The sequence below is a fragment of the Paraburkholderia pallida genome, assembly GCF_004524855.1.
Classification (GTDB): Bacteria; Pseudomonadota; Gammaproteobacteria; order Burkholderiales; family Burkholderiaceae; genus Paraburkholderia; species Paraburkholderia oxyphila.
On record NZ_CP038148.1, the window covers coordinates 160,212 to 178,038 of the forward strand.

Here is a 17,827-nt window from a genome sequence, read left to right on the forward strand (position 1 = left end):
CTGCGGCACAGTATCGACGAGCGGCACACAGCGCGCTCACAACTCACGGAGTAAAGAAATTCTCATGAAAAAAATCGTCATCGCGTCTGCCCTCCCTTTCATCTTCATCAGCACTGCTACGTTTGCCGGTTCGCAAGATTGCGCAACCCGCATCAACGCCATCCAGACGCAGATCCAGAACGCGAAGCAATGGGGCAACGTCAACCAGGTCGCCGGTCTCGAGCGCTCGCTGGCGAACGTGCAGGCGAACTGCAGGGACACGGATCAGATCGAGCGCGCCCAGCGCGATGTGCAACAGAAGCAGGAAGACGTTCGCAAAGCGCAGGCCGAAGTGGCAGAAGCCTCCGACAAACTGCGCGACGCGCAAAGCCGCGGCGATGCAAAGAAAATCCAGAGCGCCCAGGAAAAGCTCGCCGACAAGCAGGACAAGCTGCGCGAAAAGATGGACAAGCTGCGCGTCGCCCAAGCCGATCTCGGCGCATTGAAGGGCTAAGGGATCCAACGGCGTTTCGCGCGTAGCCGAAGCGCCGCCTCTGATACAGGGACAGGTGGCTGCCGCCCCCTGTTCTTTTTTCATTGATCGAGCACGACGTTGGTGGCTATTAGAGGATCGCTGTTTCCGGTCTGCGGCGTTGCGCTTCTGTTTGCACCGCTGACCGGGTATGCAGGCGAGCCGTATCTTTCGGGCGACGATCTCGAAAGCGATGCGAATGACGCGACGCGACCTGGGCCAAGCTTTTTACCTGCCGTTCCCAACCAACACGATGCCGATGTACCTGGGCCGCCCGCCCACGACGAGGAAGGGCCGCAGTTGGAGCCGATCAAGGCTGGCGTCTATGTGAACGGCCGCTGGAACGGCTATTACTCGTTGACCGTGCGTGACGACGGCCTGTTTTGCGTGCCGGTCTCGGACTGGCTGGAATGGGGCGTCGCAGAAGATGCGCGGTTCGTGCCGGACGGCGACGCGGGCGAGACGCAATGCGTGCAGCCCCAGCGCCCAGCGGCCGACCCGCAGACGGAGACGCCCGGCGAAGAAGACGAAGCGGTGCGACTCAGTTATGACGCGAGCCAACAGCGCATGACGGTGCGCATCGACGCGTCGTTGCTGAGCCACTCGCGCGGCTCCGTGCAGCCCGCACGACTTGACCACGGCGTATCGGCGCTCCTGCTCGATTACCAGTTCAGCTCGTCGCGTAGCGAAGGCAGCAACGTACCCGCCGAAGGACGAGCCACCACGTTGTACGGCACGATCAATGCGGGGGCCAATTTTGGTCCCTGGCGCTTTCGCACCCGTCAGGTCTATTCACGCGGGACGGCAGGGCCGCCACAGTGGGAAAACCTCGGCACATGGCTACAGCGCGATATCGCCTCGTTGCGCGCAAGGCTGCTGATCGGCGAAGGCACGACTGACAGCCTGCTGTTCGACGGCGTGCCGTTCACCGGCGTGCAACTGAAGTCCGAAGACGATCTGCGGCCGGATTACCTGACGCGCTACGCACCCGTGGTACGCGGCATGGCGCTTGGCAACGCCGAGGTTTTCGTGCGCCAGCGCGGCGTGCTCATCTATCACGCGAACGTGGCGCCGGGGCCCTTCGCGTTCCATGACGTGCACCCGCCGTCGAGCAGCGGCGATCTCAACGTCACGATCCGGGAAGCGGACGGCACCGAGCGCGTCACGATCATCCCGTACATCTCCATGCCGCTGCTCCTGCACGACCGGGACGTCAAATACGCATTCAATGTGGGCCGCTACCGCCGTGACAGCAGCGATGAACGCTATGCACAACCCGAGTTCATGCAGGCGACGCTCGGTTTCGGGTTGCCGCTCGGCCTCAGTGTGTTCGCCGGCATCGTCGAGGCGCGCGGCTATCGCAGCACGGCCGCCGGCGCCGGGTGGCGCCTGGGCGCGGCCGGCGCAGCGTCGCTCGATGTCGCGCGCTCGAATGCAGCGCAAACCGGCGGCGCCACGACAAGCGGTTATCGCATCCGGGCCCGCTACGCGAAAACGTTCGCAACCAGCGGCACCGGCATCAGCATCGATTGGCGACGCTTCACAGGCGAAAGCTTCCGCACACTCACCGACCAGTTGCAGCGCGATGCCGACCGCGCCTTCTGGCGCGAGCTCTTTGGCGACGACGCCCCGGATGCGCCAGCCGAGGCCAAACGCCGAAGCCAGTTGCGGCTCGATGTCCGGCAGAATTTCGGCGGTACGGCCAATCTGTACGCAACTCTCAGCGCCTACCGCTACACCGGCAATTCGCCCTCGCGGCTATCGACGCAAATTGGCGCGAGCTGGTACGGCGAGCGTTTCGATATCGACGTGCAGGCCGGATGGAATCGTTTCGCGAATCAAAGCAACGTGGCGTTCATGGCCACGCTGTCCATTCCGCTATCGATCGGCTGGAAAAAAGGCAGTCTGCGCTACGCCGCTTCGGTGAACCGCGACGACGACGGCGCGCTCGCATGGGGCAACCAGTTGTCGGGCTCCGCCCTGCGCGACTACCGGCTGAGCTATTCGTTGAGCCAGCAGCGTTCTTCCGATACGGGCAATCAATACGGCGCACGCGTGGGTTACCAGGCCGATGCCGGCCGTATCGACGCCGGCTATGAAAATGGACGCGGCTACCACAAGACCGACCTTGCGCTTGCGGGCGGCGTGGTGGCGTATCGCGACGGCGTGGTGGCGGGACAATCGCTCGGCGAGACCATTGCCGTGGTCGATGCACCCGGCTATGCGGACGCGAACGTCGACGGCCAGCTCGGGACGCGAACCGATGCGGCCGGCCGCGCGGTCATCTCGCATCTGACGCCTTACCGGGTCAATCGGGTCGGGCTCGATGGGCTCGAGCTCGGCGACGACCTCGACTACACCTCGCTGTTTCGCGAAGTCGCCCCCACATTGGGCGCCGTGATCTACGTGCCGATCCGTCCGCAGCGGATGCTCGCGCCCGACTGAAAGCCGAGATGGGTGGAGAGCGAATCGGGTGCCGCAGGAAGCCGCGGCAGGAGAAATAAAAAAAGCCCGAACGCGTTTGTTCGGGCTTAATCCACTCTTTGGAGGAGGGTGGAGGAGACATGCTGAGGTGTCGTGAAGCACGACAACCAATGAGATGAATTATACGGATCGACCTTGTGCGACGCAAGAAGATTTGCATTGTGAAAACCAACACCGTAATATGAAATCAAAAAATCGCGCGCGCAAGAATGCTTTTAATATAAAAATCAAAGCATTACGATGAGTGCAGAAACAGACGTCTCACATTGACTAGAGCAAAACCCCTAATTGCACGAGGGAAATCGGACTTGTTCGTAAGATGTCGCGTCGCAACATTCAAGCAGGACGCATCGTCTGCATGCGCCCTGTCCCCCCGGACATACCAGTAGGGCACGGGCTACAATGCCTGTGGAATTGAAAACTTGCGCAGGGGCAAACGCATGGAATGCAAAGTGAGCTGGATGGGTCAGGACGGCATGGCGTTCGCTGCCGAAACGGGTAGCGGCCATCTCGTCAACATGGACGGCGCGCCGGAAGGCGGTGGCCACAATCTCGCGCCGCGTCCGATGGAAATGGTGCTGCTCGGCACGGGCGGCTGCACGGCCTACGATGTGGTCCTGATTCTGAAAAAGAGCCGCCAGGAAGTGGCCGGCTGCAACGTCACGCTCAAGGCCGAGCGCGCGAGCGAAGACCCCAAGGTCTTCACGAAGATCCACTTCCACTTCACCGTGACCGGCAAGAACCTGAACCCGGCCACCGTCGAGCGCGCGATCAATCTCTCGCACGACAAGTATTGCTCGGCATCGATCATGATCGGCAAGACGGCCGAGATCACGCACACGTTCGAGATCGTCGCGGTTTAAGTCGCGCTCACGCCGCTCGCGGTATCGGCGTAAAAGAAAAAGCCGGCGCGCTCCGATGGAGTGCGCCGGCTCTTTTTTGCCGTCGTCCTGATGGAAAACGCGGCGGGAATAAGGCCGCAAAGCAGGCCGATAAGCCGGATTCTGTGCACACGCCGCGTCCGAAGACGCGCCGCGCGTGGCAGCCATTCCTCTAGGCGCGCCATTGCTGACGCGCTCAAGCTTCCTACCCGCAGACGGAATGGGGGCCCCATCCTGCATCCCGAAGATGCGCGCCTGCCTACTTGGAATTGCTCCGGGTGGAGGTTACCGTGCCGTCTACGTCACCGCAGACGCGGTGCGCTCTTACCGCACCGTTTCACCCTTACCTGATCCCGACCGAAATCGGGCCATCGGCGGTCTGTTCTCTGTTGCCCTGTTCCGCGTGTCGCCACGGATGGCCGTTAGCCATCACCCTGCCCTGTGGAGTCCGGACTTTCCTCGCCCCCTCGGCGTGAGCCTCGGGGCCGCGACTGCCTAGCCTGCTTTGCGAGGCGCGATATTAGCACGGGTCGATGCATCGCGCCGGACGCGCGAGGCGTCGGGCACTCAGCGCGCACGCCGTCCCGGACGGAAAACTGCAGCGTCGTCGTAGAACGAAGGGTCTTCGTTGGGCGCCCACCAGCCCGGAATGCCCAGCACCGGCAGCGGCGAGAAGCTGCGCCCATTCAGATGGGCGTTGGCTGCAAGCGCCGCGCTGATCGTTTCATCCAGCCAGGCGTTGCGCTGCGCACGCGGCCACGCGAAGTACGCAGGCGGCACGTCGACCACCCAGGCGTGCGCCGTGCACGCCGCATAGGGTGCGATCAGCTTTTCCAGCAGCGCATGGCCGAAAACGTGCACTTCGCAGCGCGCCGGGCTATGCGTCAAGTCGTGCGCCACGGCGGCCGTTGTCCCTGCCGTCCCTGCCGTCCCTGCCGTCCCTGCCGTCCCTGCCGTCGCGCCGTCCGCCGTCTCCCATGCCGCCCGCCCCGCGACGAACAGCGTGCGCCAGTCGAAGCCGCGTAGCGCCTGTGTGAGCGCCGGATCGGCGCTCGCGAACAGCACGGCGTTTTCGTCGAACAACGTGAGCGCGTCGCGCACGCCGCCGCGCGTGGGCCCGACGCCCAGCACGTCGATCGCCGCTGCCTGGCGCGCGTTGAGCGTCGCCTTGATGCGCGGGAACGCGAACCAGGCAAGCGCATTGAAGAAGTCGTGGAGGTTGTGGCGCGTGGGCACGCATCCCGTCGCGGCGATGTGCGCCTCGTAAGACGCCCCCTCCGGCAGATCGTCCTGCGCGATGAAGCCGAGCGTCTGGCCGCGGCCCGTGCGATGCTGCGCGGCGTGGGCGTCGGCGTTCAGCTCGTCGAGATAGCGCGCGTAGCTTGCCAGCGCGGCCTGCTGCCAGCGCCGGCCGCGCACCGCGTGCTGGGCGAACCAGGGGCGCGCCCAGTCGATGTCGGCGAAACTGCCCTCGGGCAAGGTCCGGCGCGGCGCGACCGTGTGCATCGGTGTGTCTGCATCGACCGCCGCCTGGCTGGCCACGCCGGGCATCGCAACGCTCAATCGAGCTTCCAGCCGATCGTCTCGCCGCCACGCAGCGGCACGACAGGCGCGTCGCCGGCCATCACTTCCGCCGGGAGCGTCCACTGCTCGCGGCGCAGCGTGACCGTTTCGGCGCTGCGCGGCAGGCTGTAGAAGTCGGCGCCGAAGAAGCTCGCAAAGCCTTCGAGCTTGTCGAGCGCGCCGGCGTTGTCGAACGCCTCGGCGTAAAGCTCGAGCGCGTGCAGCGCCGTATAGCAGCCCGCGCAACCGCACGCGTGCTCCTTCAAGCCCTTCGGATGCGGCGCGCTGTCCGTGCCGAGGAAGAAGCGCGCATCGCCCGACGTCGCCGCCTCGACCAGCGCCACGCGATGCGTCTCGCGCTTGAGAACCGGCAGGCAGTAGTAATGCGGACGGATACCGCCCTGGAAGATCGCGTTGCGGTTGTACAGCAGGTGATGCGCCGTGATCGTCGCGCCCAGCAGGCCAGGCGCCGCGTGATCCGCGCGAATGTAATCGACAGCATCCTTCGTCGTGATGTGCTCGAACACCACCTTCAGCGCCGGGAAGTCGCGGCGCAGCGGGATCATCACGCGGTCGATGAAGACCTTCTCGCGGTCGAACAGGTCGATGTCGGCGTTCGTCACTTCACCGTGCACCAGCAGCGGCATGCCCACTTCCTGCATCGCCTCGAGCGTCGGCGCGCATTTGCGGATGTCGGTCACGCCCGCGTCCGAGTTGGTGGTCGCGCCCGCCGGGTAAAGCTTCACGCCATGCACGAAGCCGCTCGCCTTGGCGCGGCGGATTTCCTCGGGCGGCGTGTTGTCGGTGAGATAGAGCGTCATCAGCGGCTCGAACTTCGCGCCCGCGGGCAGTGCCGCGAGAATGCGCTCGCGGTACGCCGCGGCCTGCTCGGTCGTCGTGACCGGCGGCTTCAGGTTCGGCATGATGATCGCGCGGCCGAACTGGCGGGCCGTATGCGGCAGCACCGCCGCGAGCATCGCGCCGTCGCGCACATGCAGGTGCCAGTCGTCGGGGCGGGCGAGCGTGAGAGTCGTGGGAGTGGAAGCGTTCATGGCTAGTAGGCGCGTTGCGCAGCGGATGATCGGACAGCGATATGGGCCAGCAAAGCTCGGGCTGCGAAGCAACGAGGCGGCGAGGCGGTGAAACGGCCGGTGCGGCGTCGCGCGCGCACGACAGCCGCCACGCGCGAATGTCCCGCTGGCGCGCTTTCGCGTCAGCCGGGAATGCATCCGACAAATTTCGTATTGGCGCGCCGCGGCCCGGTGATATGCTTGGAAAATCATCATTGTACCGGGTCGCGCGACCTGCCTCATACGCCGTACCGGGTACCCGTATTACGTACTATAAGCACCATGTGCCAACTTCTCGGAATGAACTGCGCCGCGCCAACGGACGTCACGTTCTCCTTTACAGGATTCGCGGCGCGCGGCGGCGCCACCGACCACCACGCCGACGGCTGGGGCATCGCATTCTTCGAGGACAAGGCCTGCCGCCTCTTCATCGACCACGAGGCCTCGGCGCGCTCGCCCATCGCCGAGATGGTCAAGCGCTACCCGATCAAGTCGCGCAACACCATCGCGCACATCCGCAAGGCCACGCAAGGGCACACGTCGCTCGAGAACTCCCACCCGTTCCAGCGCGAGCTGTGGGGCCGCCACTGGATCTTCGCGCACAACGGCGACCTGCAGGACTTCAATCCGGTCATGTCGGGCGTCTACCAGCCGGTCGGCACCACCGATAGCGAGCGGGCCTTCTGCACCCTGCTGGAAGGGCTGCGCAAGGCCTTTCCGGGATCTCAGCCGCCGCTCGAGGAGCTTTTCGCGACACTGGAGTCGCTCACGCGCGAGATCACGCAGTTCGGCGTGTTCAACTTCCTGCTGTCGAACGGCCAGGCGCTGTTCGCGCATTGCTCGACGCATCTCTACTACCTCGTGCGCAGCTGGCCGTTTTCTACAGCGCATCTGGTCGACGCCGATGTCTCGATCGACTTCGCGGAGTACACCACGCCCGAAGACCGCGTGTCCGTGATCGCCACTGCGCCGCTCACCGACAACGAAGTCTGGACGCGCTTCGCCCCCGGCGACCTGCTGATGTTCCAGCACGGCGATGTCGTCGCGCGCACGAGCGTGCCGGTGCCGCAAAAGGTGCTCGACAAGCTCAGGAATCCTTCGACGGATGCCTCGGCCAGCGCGTCGCGCGTGGCCCAGCCAGGCGAGGTGGACCCGGAAGCCGTTGCCGCCTTGCAGACCTGGGGCGAATGACGCGACGATAATGCCGGCGTGACGCCGCTCCGACGCGCGCAAGACGTGCGCGGCGCCCTCGCCGCCCAAACGAAAAAAACCGCGCAAGGCCCGAAAGCCTGCGCGGTTTTTTCATGCCTTGCGCGTCTAGCGAGACGCGTGGTGCAGACGCCTAGTGCAGAATCTTCGCGAGAAAGTCCTTCGCGCGGTCCGACTTCGGGCTGGCGAAGAACGCATCCTTCTGGTCGTCCTCGACGATAAAGCCCTTGTCCATGAAGATCACGCGGTGCGCGACCTTCTTCGCGAAGCCCATTTCGTGCGTCACGCACATCATGGTCATGCCTTCCTGCGCGAGCTCCACCATCACGTCGAGCACCTCGTTGATCATTTCGGGGTCGAGTGCGGAGGTAGGCTCGTCGAACAGCATCGCGATGGGGTCCATCGAAAGCGCGCGCGCGATCGCCACGCGCTGCTGCTGACCGCCCGAGAGCTGGCCCGGGTATTTGTCGGCGTGCGCGCGCAGGCCCACGCGGTCGAGCAGCTTCAGGCCCTTCTGCATGGCTTCGTCCTTGCTGCGGCCGAGCACCTTGATCTGCGCAAGCGTGAGGTTCTCGGTAATCGACAGATGCGGGAACAGCTCGAAGTGCTGGAACACCATGCCCACCTTCGCGCGCAACTTCGAGAGATTGGTGCGCTTGTCGCCCACCGACTGGCCGTTCACGAGGATCTCGCCCTGCTGGAACGGCTCGAGCCCGTTGACGGTCTTGATGAGCGTGGACTTGCCCGAGCCTGACGGCCCGCACACCACCACCACCTCGCCCTTTTTCACTTCCGTCGTGCAGTCGGTCAGGACCTGGAACTGGCCGTACCACTTCGAAACGTTCTTAATTGAAATCATCTTGCGACCTTTTTCTGAAGACCTTTCACAAGGCTCGACGCGATCACGCAGACCACGAAATAGCATGCGCCCGCGAACAGTACCATCTCGACCATCGTTCCGTCACGATCGCCGATATTGGTGGCGGTGCGGAAGAAGTCGGCAAGGCTGATCACGTAGACGAGCGAGGTGTCCTGAAAGAGCACGATGGCCTGCGTGAGCAGGAGCGGCACCATCGCGCGAAACGCCTGCGGCAGCACCACGTATTGCATCGCCTGGCCATAGCGCATGCCGAGCGCGAACGACGCATTCACCTGCCCGCGCGGCACCGCCTGAATGCCCGCGCGGATGATCTCCGAATAATACGCGGCCTCGAACAGCGAAAACGCGATCATCGCCGAAGCGAGACGGATGTCGATGTCGGGCGACAGACCGAGCAGGCTCTGCAGCAACTGCGGCACGATCAGGAAGAACCACAGCAGGACCATCACGAGCGGGATCGAGCGGAATACCGTGACGTAGCCCTGGGCGAACCATGCGAGCGGCTTCACGCCCGACAGGCGCATGAGCGCGAGCAGCGTCCCCCACAGAATCCCCACGACGATCGCGCAGACCGTGATCTTGAAGGTGACGACAGCGCCGGTCCACAAGGTCGGCAGCGCGCCCGGAATACCGCTCCAGTCGAAATGATGCATCACTTGCCTCCGATATAGCCGGGTAGCCGGGATCTCGCTTCGACCCAGCGCATCAGCGCCATGACGATCAGGTTGATCAGCACGTAGGCGAGCGTGACCGCGATGAACGACTCATAGCTTTGCGCCGTGTAGTCGACGAGCTGGCGCGCCTGTGCGGAAAGATCGAGCAGGCCGATCGTCGAGGCGACCGCCGAGTTCTTGAAGATGTTGAGAAACTCGGAAGTGAGCGGCGGCACGATAATGCGGTACGCAACCGGCAGGAGTACATATCGATACGTTTGCCATTGCGTCAAGCCCATCGCGTAACCGGCGGCGCGCTGACCGCGCGGCAGCGCGTTGATGCCCGAGCGCACCTGCTCGCACACGCGCGCCGCCGTGAAGAGCCCGAGGCAAATGACCGACGCGGAGAAAAACTGCACGCCGGGCGGCAGTTGCTTGAACGCGTTGCCGAGCGAGGGCGGCACGATTTCCGGCAGCACGAAGTACCAGATGAAGAACTGCGCGATGAGCGGGATGTTGCGGAAGATCGCGACATAAACGGTGCCCGCGCCGGCGGCGTATTTGTTCGGCAACGTGCGCAGCACGCCGAAGAACGAGCCGACGATGAGCGCGATCACCCACGCGCAAAGCGACACCGAGACCGTCACCCAGAGGCCCGAGATGAGCCAGCCGAGATAGGTGGTGGGTTCGCCCGTCGAGACCGGGCTGAGCAAAATGCCCCAGTTCCAGTGGTAGGACATGAAGAGCCTCCAACAAAAAGAACGGAAGAAGCGCGGCTTCTTCCGTTCCGTTTTACACGCCGATCAGGCTGGTGCCCTGAATCAGTCGATTGCCTTGTCGTTCGGGCTCTTGAAGAGCGCCTTCATGTCTTCGCTTTCCGGGAAGTTCAGGTTGAGACCCTTCGGCGGAATCGGCGATTCGAACCACTTCTTGTAGATGGCGTCGGCTTCGCCCGAGGTCTCGACCTTCGCGATGGCCTCGTCGGCGACCTTCTTGAACTCGGGGTCGTTCTTGCGCAGCATGCAGCCGTATGCCTCACGCGATTGCGGCGTGCCGACGATCACGAAATCGCCCGGATTGTTCGACTTCGCGCGCTCGCCCGCGAGCAGCGCATCGTCCATCATGAACGCCACCGCGCGGCCCGTGGAGAGCGTCATGAACGACTCGCCGTGGTCCTTCGCGCTGATGATGTTCATGCCCATGCTCTTGTCCTGGTTCATCTTGCGCAGGATGCGCTCGGACGTCGTGCCCGCCGTCGTCACGACGGTCTTGCCCTTGAGATCGGCGAAATCCTTGATGCCCGAATCCTTCTTCGTCATGAGGCGCGTGCCGATCACGAAAATCGTATTCGTGAAGGCGGCCTGCTGCTGGCGTTCGGCGTTATTGGTCGTGGAGCCGCATTCGATGTCGATCGTGCCGTTCTGCACGAGCGGAATGCGGTTCTGCGAGGTGATGGGCACCATCTTGACCTTGAGGTTAGGCATGTTGAGCTTTTGTTTCACCGCCTCGACGATCTTCATCGCGAATTCTTGCGAGTAGCCGACCACGTTCTGCTTGTCGTCGTAGTACGAAAACGGAATCGACGATTCGCGGTGGCCCAGCACGATCACGCCCGTATCCTTGACCTTCTTGAGCGTCCCCGAGTCCTGCGCCCAGGCACTCGCAGCAACGAAACCGAGGGTGGCGAGAACGAGCGCGGCCTTTTTGATTTTCATCTTGATCTCCTTGGCAAGAATCGCCGCCAGTGTAGCAAAGTAATTCTATTGAAAGAATTAAGGTGGACCCTGGCGTTGCAGCCGTGAAATGCAAAAGCGGGCGGCCCCTTTTGGGGGCCGCCCGCTCTTTTTCAGCAACGGTCTAAAGCGTAACTTTTACCGCAGCAAGATGGCTCGCTCGGCGTGGGCGCCTTGCTCGTCGATCAGGGGTACAGGCCGCGCATTTCGCGCGCCATCAGGATGCGCTTACATGCCACGATGAACGCCGCGGTACGCATCGACACGCCCTGCTCGCTCGCGACTTGCCAGACTGCCGTGAACGCTTCGCGCATCACGCGCTCGAGACGCTCGTTAATTTCCGACTCGGTCCAGAAGAAGCTCGAGAAGTCCTGCACCCACTCGAAGTACGAAACGGTCACGCCACCCGCGTTCGCGACCACGTCAGGAATCACGAGGACGCCCTTGTCGTGCAGGATGTCATCGGCGGCCGTCGTGGTCGGGCCGTTTGCGCCTTCCACGATGATCTTCGTGCGGATCTTGCCCGCGTTGTGTTCGGTGATCTGGTTTTCCAGTGCGGCCGGAATCAGGATATCGGTTTCGATGGTCCAGAATTCTTCGTTGCTGAGCATGTCCGCGCCGGAGAAGCCCGCCACGCCGCCCGTCTTCGCGACGTGCTCGAGCAGCGCCGCTGCGTCGAGGCCGGTCGACTTGTAGAGCGAGCCCGTGTGGTCCTGGACGGCGACGATCTTCGAGCCCGCTTCCTGGAACAGACGCGCGGCGATGCCACCCACATTGCCGAAGCCCTGCACGGCGATGCGTGCGCCTTCGATCGACACACCCTTGCGGCGCGCTGCTTCGCAGCCCACGACGAACACGCCACGGCCGGTTGCTTCGCGACGGCCGAGCGAGCCGCCGAGCGAGATGGGCTTGCCCGTCACGACGCCCGTGGCCGTTTGGCCCTGGTTCATCGAGTACGTGTCCATCATCCACGCCATGATCTGCTCGTTCGTGTTCACGTCCGGCGCGGGAATGTCGGTGTTCGGTCCGATGATGATGCCGATTTCGCTGGTGTAGCGGCGCGTTACGCGCTCGAGCTCACCACGCGAAAGCGTGCGCGGGTCAACGCGGATACCGCCCTTCGCGCCGCCGTACGGCACGTTCACTGCCGCGTTCTTCACCGACATCCAGGCCGACAGCGCCATCACTTCGGAGAGCGTAACGTCCTGGTGGTAACGCACGCCGCCCTTGCCGGGACCGCGCGAAACGTTGTGCTGGACACGATAGCCTTCGAAGTGCGCAACAGTGCCGTTATCGAGTTCGATCGGGCAGTCGACGATCAGGATGCGCTTCGGACGCTTGAGCGTCTCGAGCCAGCGCGAGAGCGAGCCGAGATACGGCGCTACGCGGTCGACCTGACGAAGGTAGTTGCCCCACGGACCGAGATCGTCCGCGTGAAGGTAAGACGGAACCGAAGACACTGCAGACTGCGTTTGGGAGGACATTTATGCTCCAGCTGTCGATGAAGTGGTGCCATTGTCAGAAAACACCCACACGAAATCCAATGCCGTTTGGTCATCCCGTTATGCTTTTCGTGCATAACGTTCCCGAAATCGAAAGAATGTGTCGCGGACAACCGTATTGACGGCGCAGCAAGCTCCGGGCCCGCAAGCGGGCCGTTCTGAGCGCGTGCCAGGCGTCGTGCCAAGCGCGACGTGCAAAGCGCTTGCTAAGCGCGCGCGACCTCGTCGCTCACGACGTCCCACAGCGCGCGCACGAGCGCCTCGCGCGCGTCGTTGCCTTGAGAGGCGAGCTTGTCGCGGTAGAGGCGAATCTCCATGTCGAGCGTGAACTGCCCCTCGGGCACGCCGCGCGTGCCGCGATCGAGCCGGATCAGCTTGCCTTGCGCGACGGCGTCCTCCACGGCGCTGTGCGGCAGGAACGCGATGCCGTGTCCCGCGAGCGCCATCGCCTTGAGGCCCTCGGCCATGTCGGTCTCGTAGACGCGGTCGAGGTACAGCCGCGTCGGCGCATTGGCGACGATCACCTCGGTCATGCGGCCCAGATAGGCGTTCGGCGTATAGGAGAGATACGGCGTGGGCGCTTCGGCCGTGCCGGGCAGCGTGTAGCGCGCGCGGCCCGCGCGCTGCGGCGCGGAGTACGGGCTGATCGGTTCGATGCCGAGCGTGAGCGTGTCGTAGCGCGCGGGATCGAGCGTCACCGGGTGGCTCGGATGGTGATAGCCCATCACGAGATCGCAGCCGCCCTCCACGAGCGAGAGCACTGCGTCGTGCACGTTCAGCGCGCGCAGGCGCGTATGGATCCGGCCCAGCTTCGCTTCGATGCGCTGAAGCCAGCGCGGGAAATAGGTGAGCGAGAGTGTGTGCGGCACCGCGAATTCGATCGTCGCGGCAGGTGTGTCGGTGTGGCCGCGTAGCAGCGTGCGCGCCTCGTGAAACTGCGAAAGCATCGCGAGCGCCTGCTCGTAAAAAACCTGGCCCGCCGAGGTGAGCCGCGTGGGATAGACCGAACGATCGATCAGTTCGGTGCCGAGCCACGCTTCGAGCGCCTGAATGCGGCGCGAGAACGCCGGCTGCGTCACGTGCCGCAGTTCGGCCGAGCGGCTGAAACTATGCGTTTCCGCGAGCGAAACGAAGTCTTCGAGCCATTTGAGTTCCATGCGGAGCCACTGTGCGGATGAGAAGTCCGCATTCTAGGCCCGCGCGCGCCCCGCTGGGTCGCTTTCGGTCGCAAGCGCAGCCTCCAGCGCGCTTACCACCGCGCTCCAGTCGCCAAGCGCAGGTTGCCGGAACACGCGCGCCGACGGGTGCCAGACAGAATCGCTGCGTCCCATGCCCCAGCGCCAGTCGGGCTGCGCGGCGAGCAGCACCCACACGGGCCTGCCGAGCGCGCCCGCGAGATGCGCGACCGAGGTATCGACGGTAATCACGAGATCGAGGCTTTCGATGAGTGCGGCGGTGCTCGCGAAATCGTCAAGTTCGTCGCCGAGCGCATGCAGGGGCCAGCGGCCCGACACATCAGCGAGTTGCGCCGCGCCCGGCCCCTTCTGGATGGCGAACCACGCATTGCCCTCGAGCGCGGCAAGCGGCAACAGGGCCGTGAGCGGCAAGGAGCGGAACGCATCGAAATGGTGGCGCGGGTTGCCGGCCCAGACGAGCCCGATGCGCCGCCGCGCACCGCCCGCCAGTGCGTCTACCCGCTCACGCCAGGCAGAGGCCTGCGTGGCGTCGGCGCGCATGTAGGGCACCGGCGCATAGATCGGCCGGCCCGGAAACTTCAGCGGCAGGCTCATCACATCGCACCAGTAGTCGTAGTGCGCGGCGATGCTTTCGTCGCTGGGCGCGGCGTCGAGCACGCGCGCAACCCCCGGTACCGTCGCGGCGAGCGAGGCGAGTTCCGGCGCGACCCACGCGTGGACCTGCGCGCCCATCCCGGCAAGCAGACCCGCGTAGCGCACGAACTGGATCTGGTCACCCACGCCCTGCTCGCGCACAATCAGAAAGCGCTTGCCCGCAAGCGGCTCGCCCTGCCATTCGGCGCACGAGCGCTTGCGGTAGTTAGGCTTGCCGGTCGTCGTGGTCTTGCGGTTCTCGAAGAGCGGCCAGCCCTCGGCATATTCGCCACGCCGCAGCAGCAGCATGCCGAGCTGGAACAACGATTCCGGCAGGCCGGGCCGGAGCTCGAGTGCGCGGCGATAGTACGCCTCCGCTTCGTCGTAGCGTGCAAGCGCCGTAAGGGCGAACGCGAGATTGTTCACGGCGCCAGCGGCCTCAGGCCTGAGCGCCACGGCGCGCTGATAGTGAGGAATCGCTTCCTCGTAGCGGTGCATCGCATCGTAGACGTAACCCAGCTCGAAGTGCGCATTGGCGTTCTCCGGCTCGTGCAGCACGATCCGCTCGAAGCAGGCTGCCGCCTGCGCGGGCTCCGCGGCCGCGCGCAGGAGCTTGCCGAGATGCATGAGCGTTTGCGTGTCGTCCGGCGCGAGGGCGCGCGCGTCCTGATATTGCGCGATCGCCTCCGGCGCACGTCCGGCCTTCTCGAGTGCGCGGCCCAGATTGAACGCGAAATGCGCCGAGCGCGGGTTGATCGCGCGCGCGCGCCTGTAGTGCTGTTCCGCGCAGACGAGATCGCCGAGCTCCATCAGCGCGTTGCCGAGATTGTTGTGCGCGTTCGGGAAGTCGGGCGCGATCTCGAGGGCCTTGCGCTGCAGCGCGGCGGCAGCGGCATGATCGCCCATCCGCGCCGCCGCCACGCCGCGGTTGCCCAGCAATTCGGCGTCGCCGGGCGACTGCGCGAGCGCGCAATCCATCAACTGAGCGGCCCGCGCGTGGTCGCCTTGACCGAGCGCCAGCACGCCGGAGTAATGCAGCGCGGCGGGATGATCGGGCTGCAGTTCGAGAATGCGCCGATAGAACGCCTGCGCGTCGTCGAGCCGCCCCGCGCGGTGATGCGCGAGACCGGTTTCGAGGAGCGTGGCGATCTCATTGTGCTGCCCCGAAGGGGAATCGTGGTTCATGCGACGTGGAGAAACGGGAAGCTGCCGTAGCGGCAGGACGCAGCACTCTATCCCCGTCTCGTATATCGCCATCGCATTAAGTCACCGGGATGGCCCACGCCGAAGTGGCCCACGCGGCCACGAGCGGAATAGTGCTAGCCTGAGCCCGCACCTCGTCGCGCTCAGCATGGGCAATCGCTCCGGCCCCTGACAGCGTGGTGATAAAATGTGCGGTTCCCCCCGCTTCCTTTCTGATCGTAACGCCACACGTTACGTCCCCATCATGTCCGACACTCGTCCCGATACGCTCTTCGCGCTCAACGCGCTCTCTCCGCTCGACGGCCGCTATGCGTCGAAAACCGAAGCCCTGCGCGACTGGCTCTCGGAAGCCGCGTTCATGCGCAACCGCGTGACCGTCGAAATCCACTGGCTGATCGCGCTCTCGCAAGCCGGCTTCGCGGAAGTGCCGCGCTTCTCGCCCGCCTCGGAGCAGTTCCTGCTCAAGCTGGCCGAGAACTTCACGGCGCACGACGCCGCGCGCATCAAGGACATCGAGCGCGTGACGAACCACGACGTGAAGGCCGTCGAGTACTGGCTCAAGGAATCGGTGAAGGGCCAGCCGGAACTCGAGCGCGCGAGCGAATTCATCCACTTCGCCTGCACCTCGGAAGACATCAACAACACCTCGCACGGCCTGATGCTTGCGGGCGCCCGCGAGCACGTGATCCTGCCGGCGCTGCGCTCGGTCTACGAGCGCCTCGTGAAGCTCGCGCACGCGCACGCCGACCAGCCGATGCTCTCGCGCACGCACGGCCAGCCCGCGAGCCCGACCACGCTCGGCAAGGAAATCGCCAACGTCGCCGCGCGTCTCGCACGTGCGATCCAGCGCATCGAGAAGGTCGAGCTGCTCGGCAAGATGAACGGCGCCGTCGGCAACTTCAACGCGCACCTCTCGGCATATCCGGAATTCGACTGGGAAGCGTTCTCGAAGGAAGTCGTCGAGCAGCGCCTGAAGCTCACCTTCAACCCGTACACGATCCAGATCGAGCCGCACGACTACATGGCGGAGCTGTTCGACGCCATCGCGCGCGCGAACACGATCCTGCTCGACCTCGACCGCGACGTCTGGGGCTACATCTCGCTCGGCTACTTCAAGCAGAAGACCAAGGCCGGCGAAATCGGCTCGTCGACGATGCCGCACAAGGTCAACCCGATCGACTTCGAGAACTCGGAGGGCAACCTCGGCCTCGCCAACGCCACGCTGCGCCATCTCGCCGATAAACTGCCGGTCTCGCGCTGGCAGCGCGACCTCACCGACTCGACCGTTCTGCGCAACATCGGCGTCGCGTTCGGCTACTCGCTGCTCGCGTACGACGCGCTGATCCGCGGTCTGGACAAGCTCGAAGTGAACCCGCAGCGCCTCAACGATGACCTCGACGCCACGTGGGAAGTGCTGGCCGAGCCGGTGCAGACGGTCATGCGCCGCTACGGCATCGAGAACCCGTACGAGCAGTTGAAGGAGCTCACGCGCGGCAAGGGCATCACGCGCGAAGCGCTGCAGACCTTCGTCGGCGGCCTCGCGATTCCCGAAGACGCGAAGCAGCGTCTGCTCGAGATGACGCCCGCGTCATATATCGGCAAGGCGGCGGAACTGGCCAAGCGCATTTCGTAAGCACATTGCGTGGCGCCGGCGGCATTTGCTGCGTCGGCGCGAACCACACGCAGCAAAAAGGCGCTTCGTTCATCGCGAACGAAGCGCCTTTTTTGCATCCGCGCTGGACGGCGTGCCCGACGATCAAGTCGCGTAGCGCGTTGCCAGTTGCTTGATCACTTCATCGACGATCTGCTCGGGCGTGAGCGCGATGCTGACCTCGATCGCCTCATCCGCGCCCGGCTCTTCGAGCGTGTCGAGCTGGCTTTGCAGCAGCGACGGATCGAAGAAATGGCCCGTGCGCGACGCGAGGCGCTCGTGCAGCACCGCGAAGGTGCCCTTCAGGTACACGAAGCAGACGTCGCGGTCGCTGCCGCGCAGAATCGCGCGATACGAACGCTTGAGCGACGAGCACGTGAACACGGCCGTCTCGTGCGCGCGCTGCTTTTCCTCGATCGCCTCGCGGATCGTGCGCAGCCACGGCCAGCGGTCGTCGTCGGTGAGCGGGATGCCGTCGTGCATCTTCTTCTTGTTGGCTTCGCTATGGAAGGCGTCGCCGTCGGTGAAGCTACAGTGCAGGCGCTCGGCAAGCAACTCGCCGATGCGCGTCTTGCCCGCACCCGACACACCCATTGCGATCAGAATCATTGACTGCTCCTTGTCGACCGGAGTGGCCGCTTCAGCACGGCCCCCGGCC

15 protein-coding genes and 1 other RNA gene are annotated in these 17,827 nt (G+C 64.5%); 5 read left to right on the forward strand and 11 right to left on the reverse strand.

Going from position 1 to position 17,827, the window contains the following annotated elements; all coding sequences use genetic code 11:
• Positions 1–64: 64 nt before the first annotated feature.
• The 3 genes from E1956_RS00670 to E1956_RS00680 all read left to right on the forward strand — a co-directional run bounded on the left by E1956_RS00670 (position 65) and on the right by E1956_RS00680 (position 3,858).
• Entirely contained in the window at positions 65–493 is a 429-nt protein-coding gene (locus E1956_RS00670; RefSeq protein ID WP_134746527.1) for a DUF1090 domain-containing protein, read from the forward strand.
• A gap of 318 nt (positions 494–811) precedes the next feature.
• On the forward strand, positions 812–2,956 hold the full coding sequence (locus E1956_RS00675) for a fimbria/pilus outer membrane usher protein (protein WP_167759951.1): 2,145 nt from the start codon (positions 812–814) through the stop codon (positions 2,954–2,956).
• 479 nt (positions 2,957–3,435) lie between these two features.
• Positions 3,436–3,858 carry an OsmC family protein gene (locus E1956_RS00680; RefSeq protein WP_028216178.1) on the forward strand — a complete coding sequence of 141 codons (423 nt, stop codon included), beginning with the start codon at positions 3,436–3,438 and terminating at the stop codon, positions 3,856–3,858.
• Positions 3,859–3,972: 114 nt separating this feature from the next.
• Here E1956_RS00680 and rnpB read toward each other — a convergent pair.
• The 3 genes from rnpB to pyrC all read right to left on the reverse strand — a co-directional run bounded on the left by rnpB (position 3,973) and on the right by pyrC (position 6,491).
• Positions 3,973–4,383, reverse strand: an RNA gene (rnpB, locus tag E1956_RS00685) — RNase P RNA component class A.
• 60 nt (positions 4,384–4,443) lie between these two features.
• Positions 4,444–5,382, reverse strand: a complete 939-nt coding sequence (locus E1956_RS00690) for a DUF3025 domain-containing protein (RefSeq protein ID WP_232071332.1) — start codon at positions 5,380–5,382, stop codon at positions 4,444–4,446.
• Positions 5,383–5,435: 53 nt separating this feature from the next.
• Positions 5,436–6,491 (reverse strand): dihydroorotase, encoded by a 1,056-nt coding sequence (gene pyrC, locus E1956_RS00695; protein WP_134746531.1) that lies wholly within the window; start codon positions 6,489–6,491, stop codon positions 5,436–5,438.
• Positions 6,492–6,791: 300 nt separating this feature from the next.
• On the opposite strand from pyrC, the gene E1956_RS00700 reads away from it, so the two are divergent.
• Entirely contained in the window at positions 6,792–7,700 is a 909-nt protein-coding gene (locus E1956_RS00700; RefSeq protein ID WP_134746533.1) for a class II glutamine amidotransferase, read from the forward strand.
• A 151-nt stretch (positions 7,701–7,851) separates the two neighbouring features.
• On the opposite strand, the gene E1956_RS00705 is transcribed toward E1956_RS00700, so the two are convergent.
• From E1956_RS00705 to E1956_RS00735, 7 genes are all read right to left on the reverse strand, one after another.
• The gene (locus E1956_RS00705; protein WP_134746535.1) at positions 7,852–8,577 is read right to left on the reverse strand and encodes an amino acid ABC transporter ATP-binding protein; all 726 of its coding nucleotides are present in this window, start codon (positions 8,575–8,577) and stop codon (positions 7,852–7,854) included.
• Complete coding sequence (gene gltK / locus E1956_RS00710) at positions 8,574–9,251, reverse strand: glutamate/aspartate ABC transporter permease GltK (RefSeq protein WP_134746537.1); 678 nt, start codon at positions 9,249–9,251, stop codon at positions 8,574–8,576. The genes E1956_RS00705 and gltK overlap by 4 nt, the downstream gene beginning before the upstream one ends.
• Positions 9,251–9,991, reverse strand: a complete 741-nt coding sequence (locus tag E1956_RS00715) for an amino acid ABC transporter permease (protein WP_134746539.1) — start codon at positions 9,989–9,991, stop codon at positions 9,251–9,253. Before E1956_RS00715 ends, gltK begins: the two co-directional genes overlap by 1 nt.
• An 81-nt stretch (positions 9,992–10,072) precedes the next feature.
• Entirely contained in the window at positions 10,073–10,966 is an 894-nt protein-coding gene (locus tag E1956_RS00720) for a glutamate/aspartate ABC transporter substrate-binding protein (protein WP_134746541.1), read from the reverse strand.
• Between the two features lie 203 nt (positions 10,967–11,169).
• Positions 11,170–12,468, reverse strand: a complete 1,299-nt coding sequence (locus tag E1956_RS00725) for a Glu/Leu/Phe/Val family dehydrogenase (RefSeq protein WP_028216186.1) — start codon at positions 12,466–12,468, stop codon at positions 11,170–11,172.
• Positions 12,469–12,692: 224 nt separating this feature from the next.
• Positions 12,693–13,643, reverse strand: coding sequence for a LysR substrate-binding domain-containing protein (locus E1956_RS00730; RefSeq protein WP_134746543.1), 951 nt, complete (start codon positions 13,641–13,643; stop codon positions 12,693–12,695).
• Positions 13,644–13,676: 33 nt separating this feature from the next.
• The gene (locus E1956_RS00735; protein ID WP_167759952.1) at positions 13,677–15,500 is read right to left on the reverse strand and encodes a tetratricopeptide repeat protein; all 1,824 of its coding nucleotides are present in this window, start codon (positions 15,498–15,500) and stop codon (positions 13,677–13,679) included.
• A 262-nt stretch (positions 15,501–15,762) separates the two neighbouring features.
• Here E1956_RS00735 and purB point away from each other — a divergent pair, with 262 nt between their 5' ends.
• Entirely contained in the window at positions 15,763–17,151 is a 1,389-nt protein-coding gene (gene purB, locus E1956_RS00740; RefSeq protein ID WP_167759953.1) for an adenylosuccinate lyase, read from the forward strand.
• A gap of 123 nt (positions 17,152–17,274) precedes the next feature.
• On the opposite strand, the gene E1956_RS00745 is transcribed toward purB, so the two are convergent.
• Positions 17,275–17,778, reverse strand: a complete 504-nt coding sequence (locus E1956_RS00745) for a gluconokinase (protein ID WP_134746549.1) — start codon at positions 17,776–17,778, stop codon at positions 17,275–17,277.
• Between the last annotated feature and the right edge of the window lie 49 nt (positions 17,779–17,827).

What these genes read in the sequence shown, in the direction of transcription:
- E1956_RS00725 (WP_028216186.1), bottom strand. Translation starts at nt 12,468, where the DNA reads ATGTCCTCCCAAACGCAGTCTGCAGTGTCTTCGGTTCCGTCTTACCTT.
- E1956_RS00690 (WP_232071332.1), bottom strand. Translation starts at nt 5,382, where the DNA reads ATGCACACGGTCGCGCCGCGCCGGACCTTGCCCGAGGGCAGTTTCGCC.
- E1956_RS00705 (WP_134746535.1), bottom strand. Translation starts at nt 8,577, where the DNA reads ATGATTTCAATTAAGAACGTTTCGAAGTGGTACGGCCAGTTCCAGGTC.
- pyrC (WP_134746531.1), bottom strand. Translation starts at nt 6,491, where the DNA reads ATGAACGCTTCCACTCCCACGACTCTCACGCTCGCCCGCCCCGACGAC.
- E1956_RS00735 (WP_167759952.1), bottom strand. Translation starts at nt 15,500, where the DNA reads ATGAACCACGATTCCCCTTCGGGGCAGCACAATGAGATCGCCACGCTC.
- E1956_RS00670 (WP_134746527.1), top strand. Translation starts at nt 65, where the DNA reads ATGAAAAAAATCGTCATCGCGTCTGCCCTCCCTTTCATCTTCATCAGC.
- E1956_RS00730 (WP_134746543.1), bottom strand. Translation starts at nt 13,643, where the DNA reads ATGGAACTCAAATGGCTCGAAGACTTCGTTTCGCTCGCGGAAACGCAT.
- E1956_RS00700 (WP_134746533.1), top strand. Translation starts at nt 6,792, where the DNA reads ATGTGCCAACTTCTCGGAATGAACTGCGCCGCGCCAACGGACGTCACG.
- E1956_RS00715 (WP_134746539.1), bottom strand. Translation starts at nt 9,991, where the DNA reads ATGTCCTACCACTGGAACTGGGGCATTTTGCTCAGCCCGGTCTCGACG.
- E1956_RS00680 (WP_028216178.1), top strand. Translation starts at nt 3,436, where the DNA reads ATGGAATGCAAAGTGAGCTGGATGGGTCAGGACGGCATGGCGTTCGCT.
- E1956_RS00720 (WP_134746541.1), bottom strand. Translation starts at nt 10,966, where the DNA reads ATGAAAATCAAAAAGGCCGCGCTCGTTCTCGCCACCCTCGGTTTCGTT.
- gltK (WP_134746537.1), bottom strand. Translation starts at nt 9,251, where the DNA reads ATGCATCATTTCGACTGGAGCGGTATTCCGGGCGCGCTGCCGACCTTG.
- E1956_RS00745 (WP_134746549.1), bottom strand. Translation starts at nt 17,778, where the DNA reads ATGATTCTGATCGCAATGGGTGTGTCGGGTGCGGGCAAGACGCGCATC.
- purB (WP_167759953.1), top strand. Translation starts at nt 15,763, where the DNA reads ATGTCCGACACTCGTCCCGATACGCTCTTCGCGCTCAACGCGCTCTCT.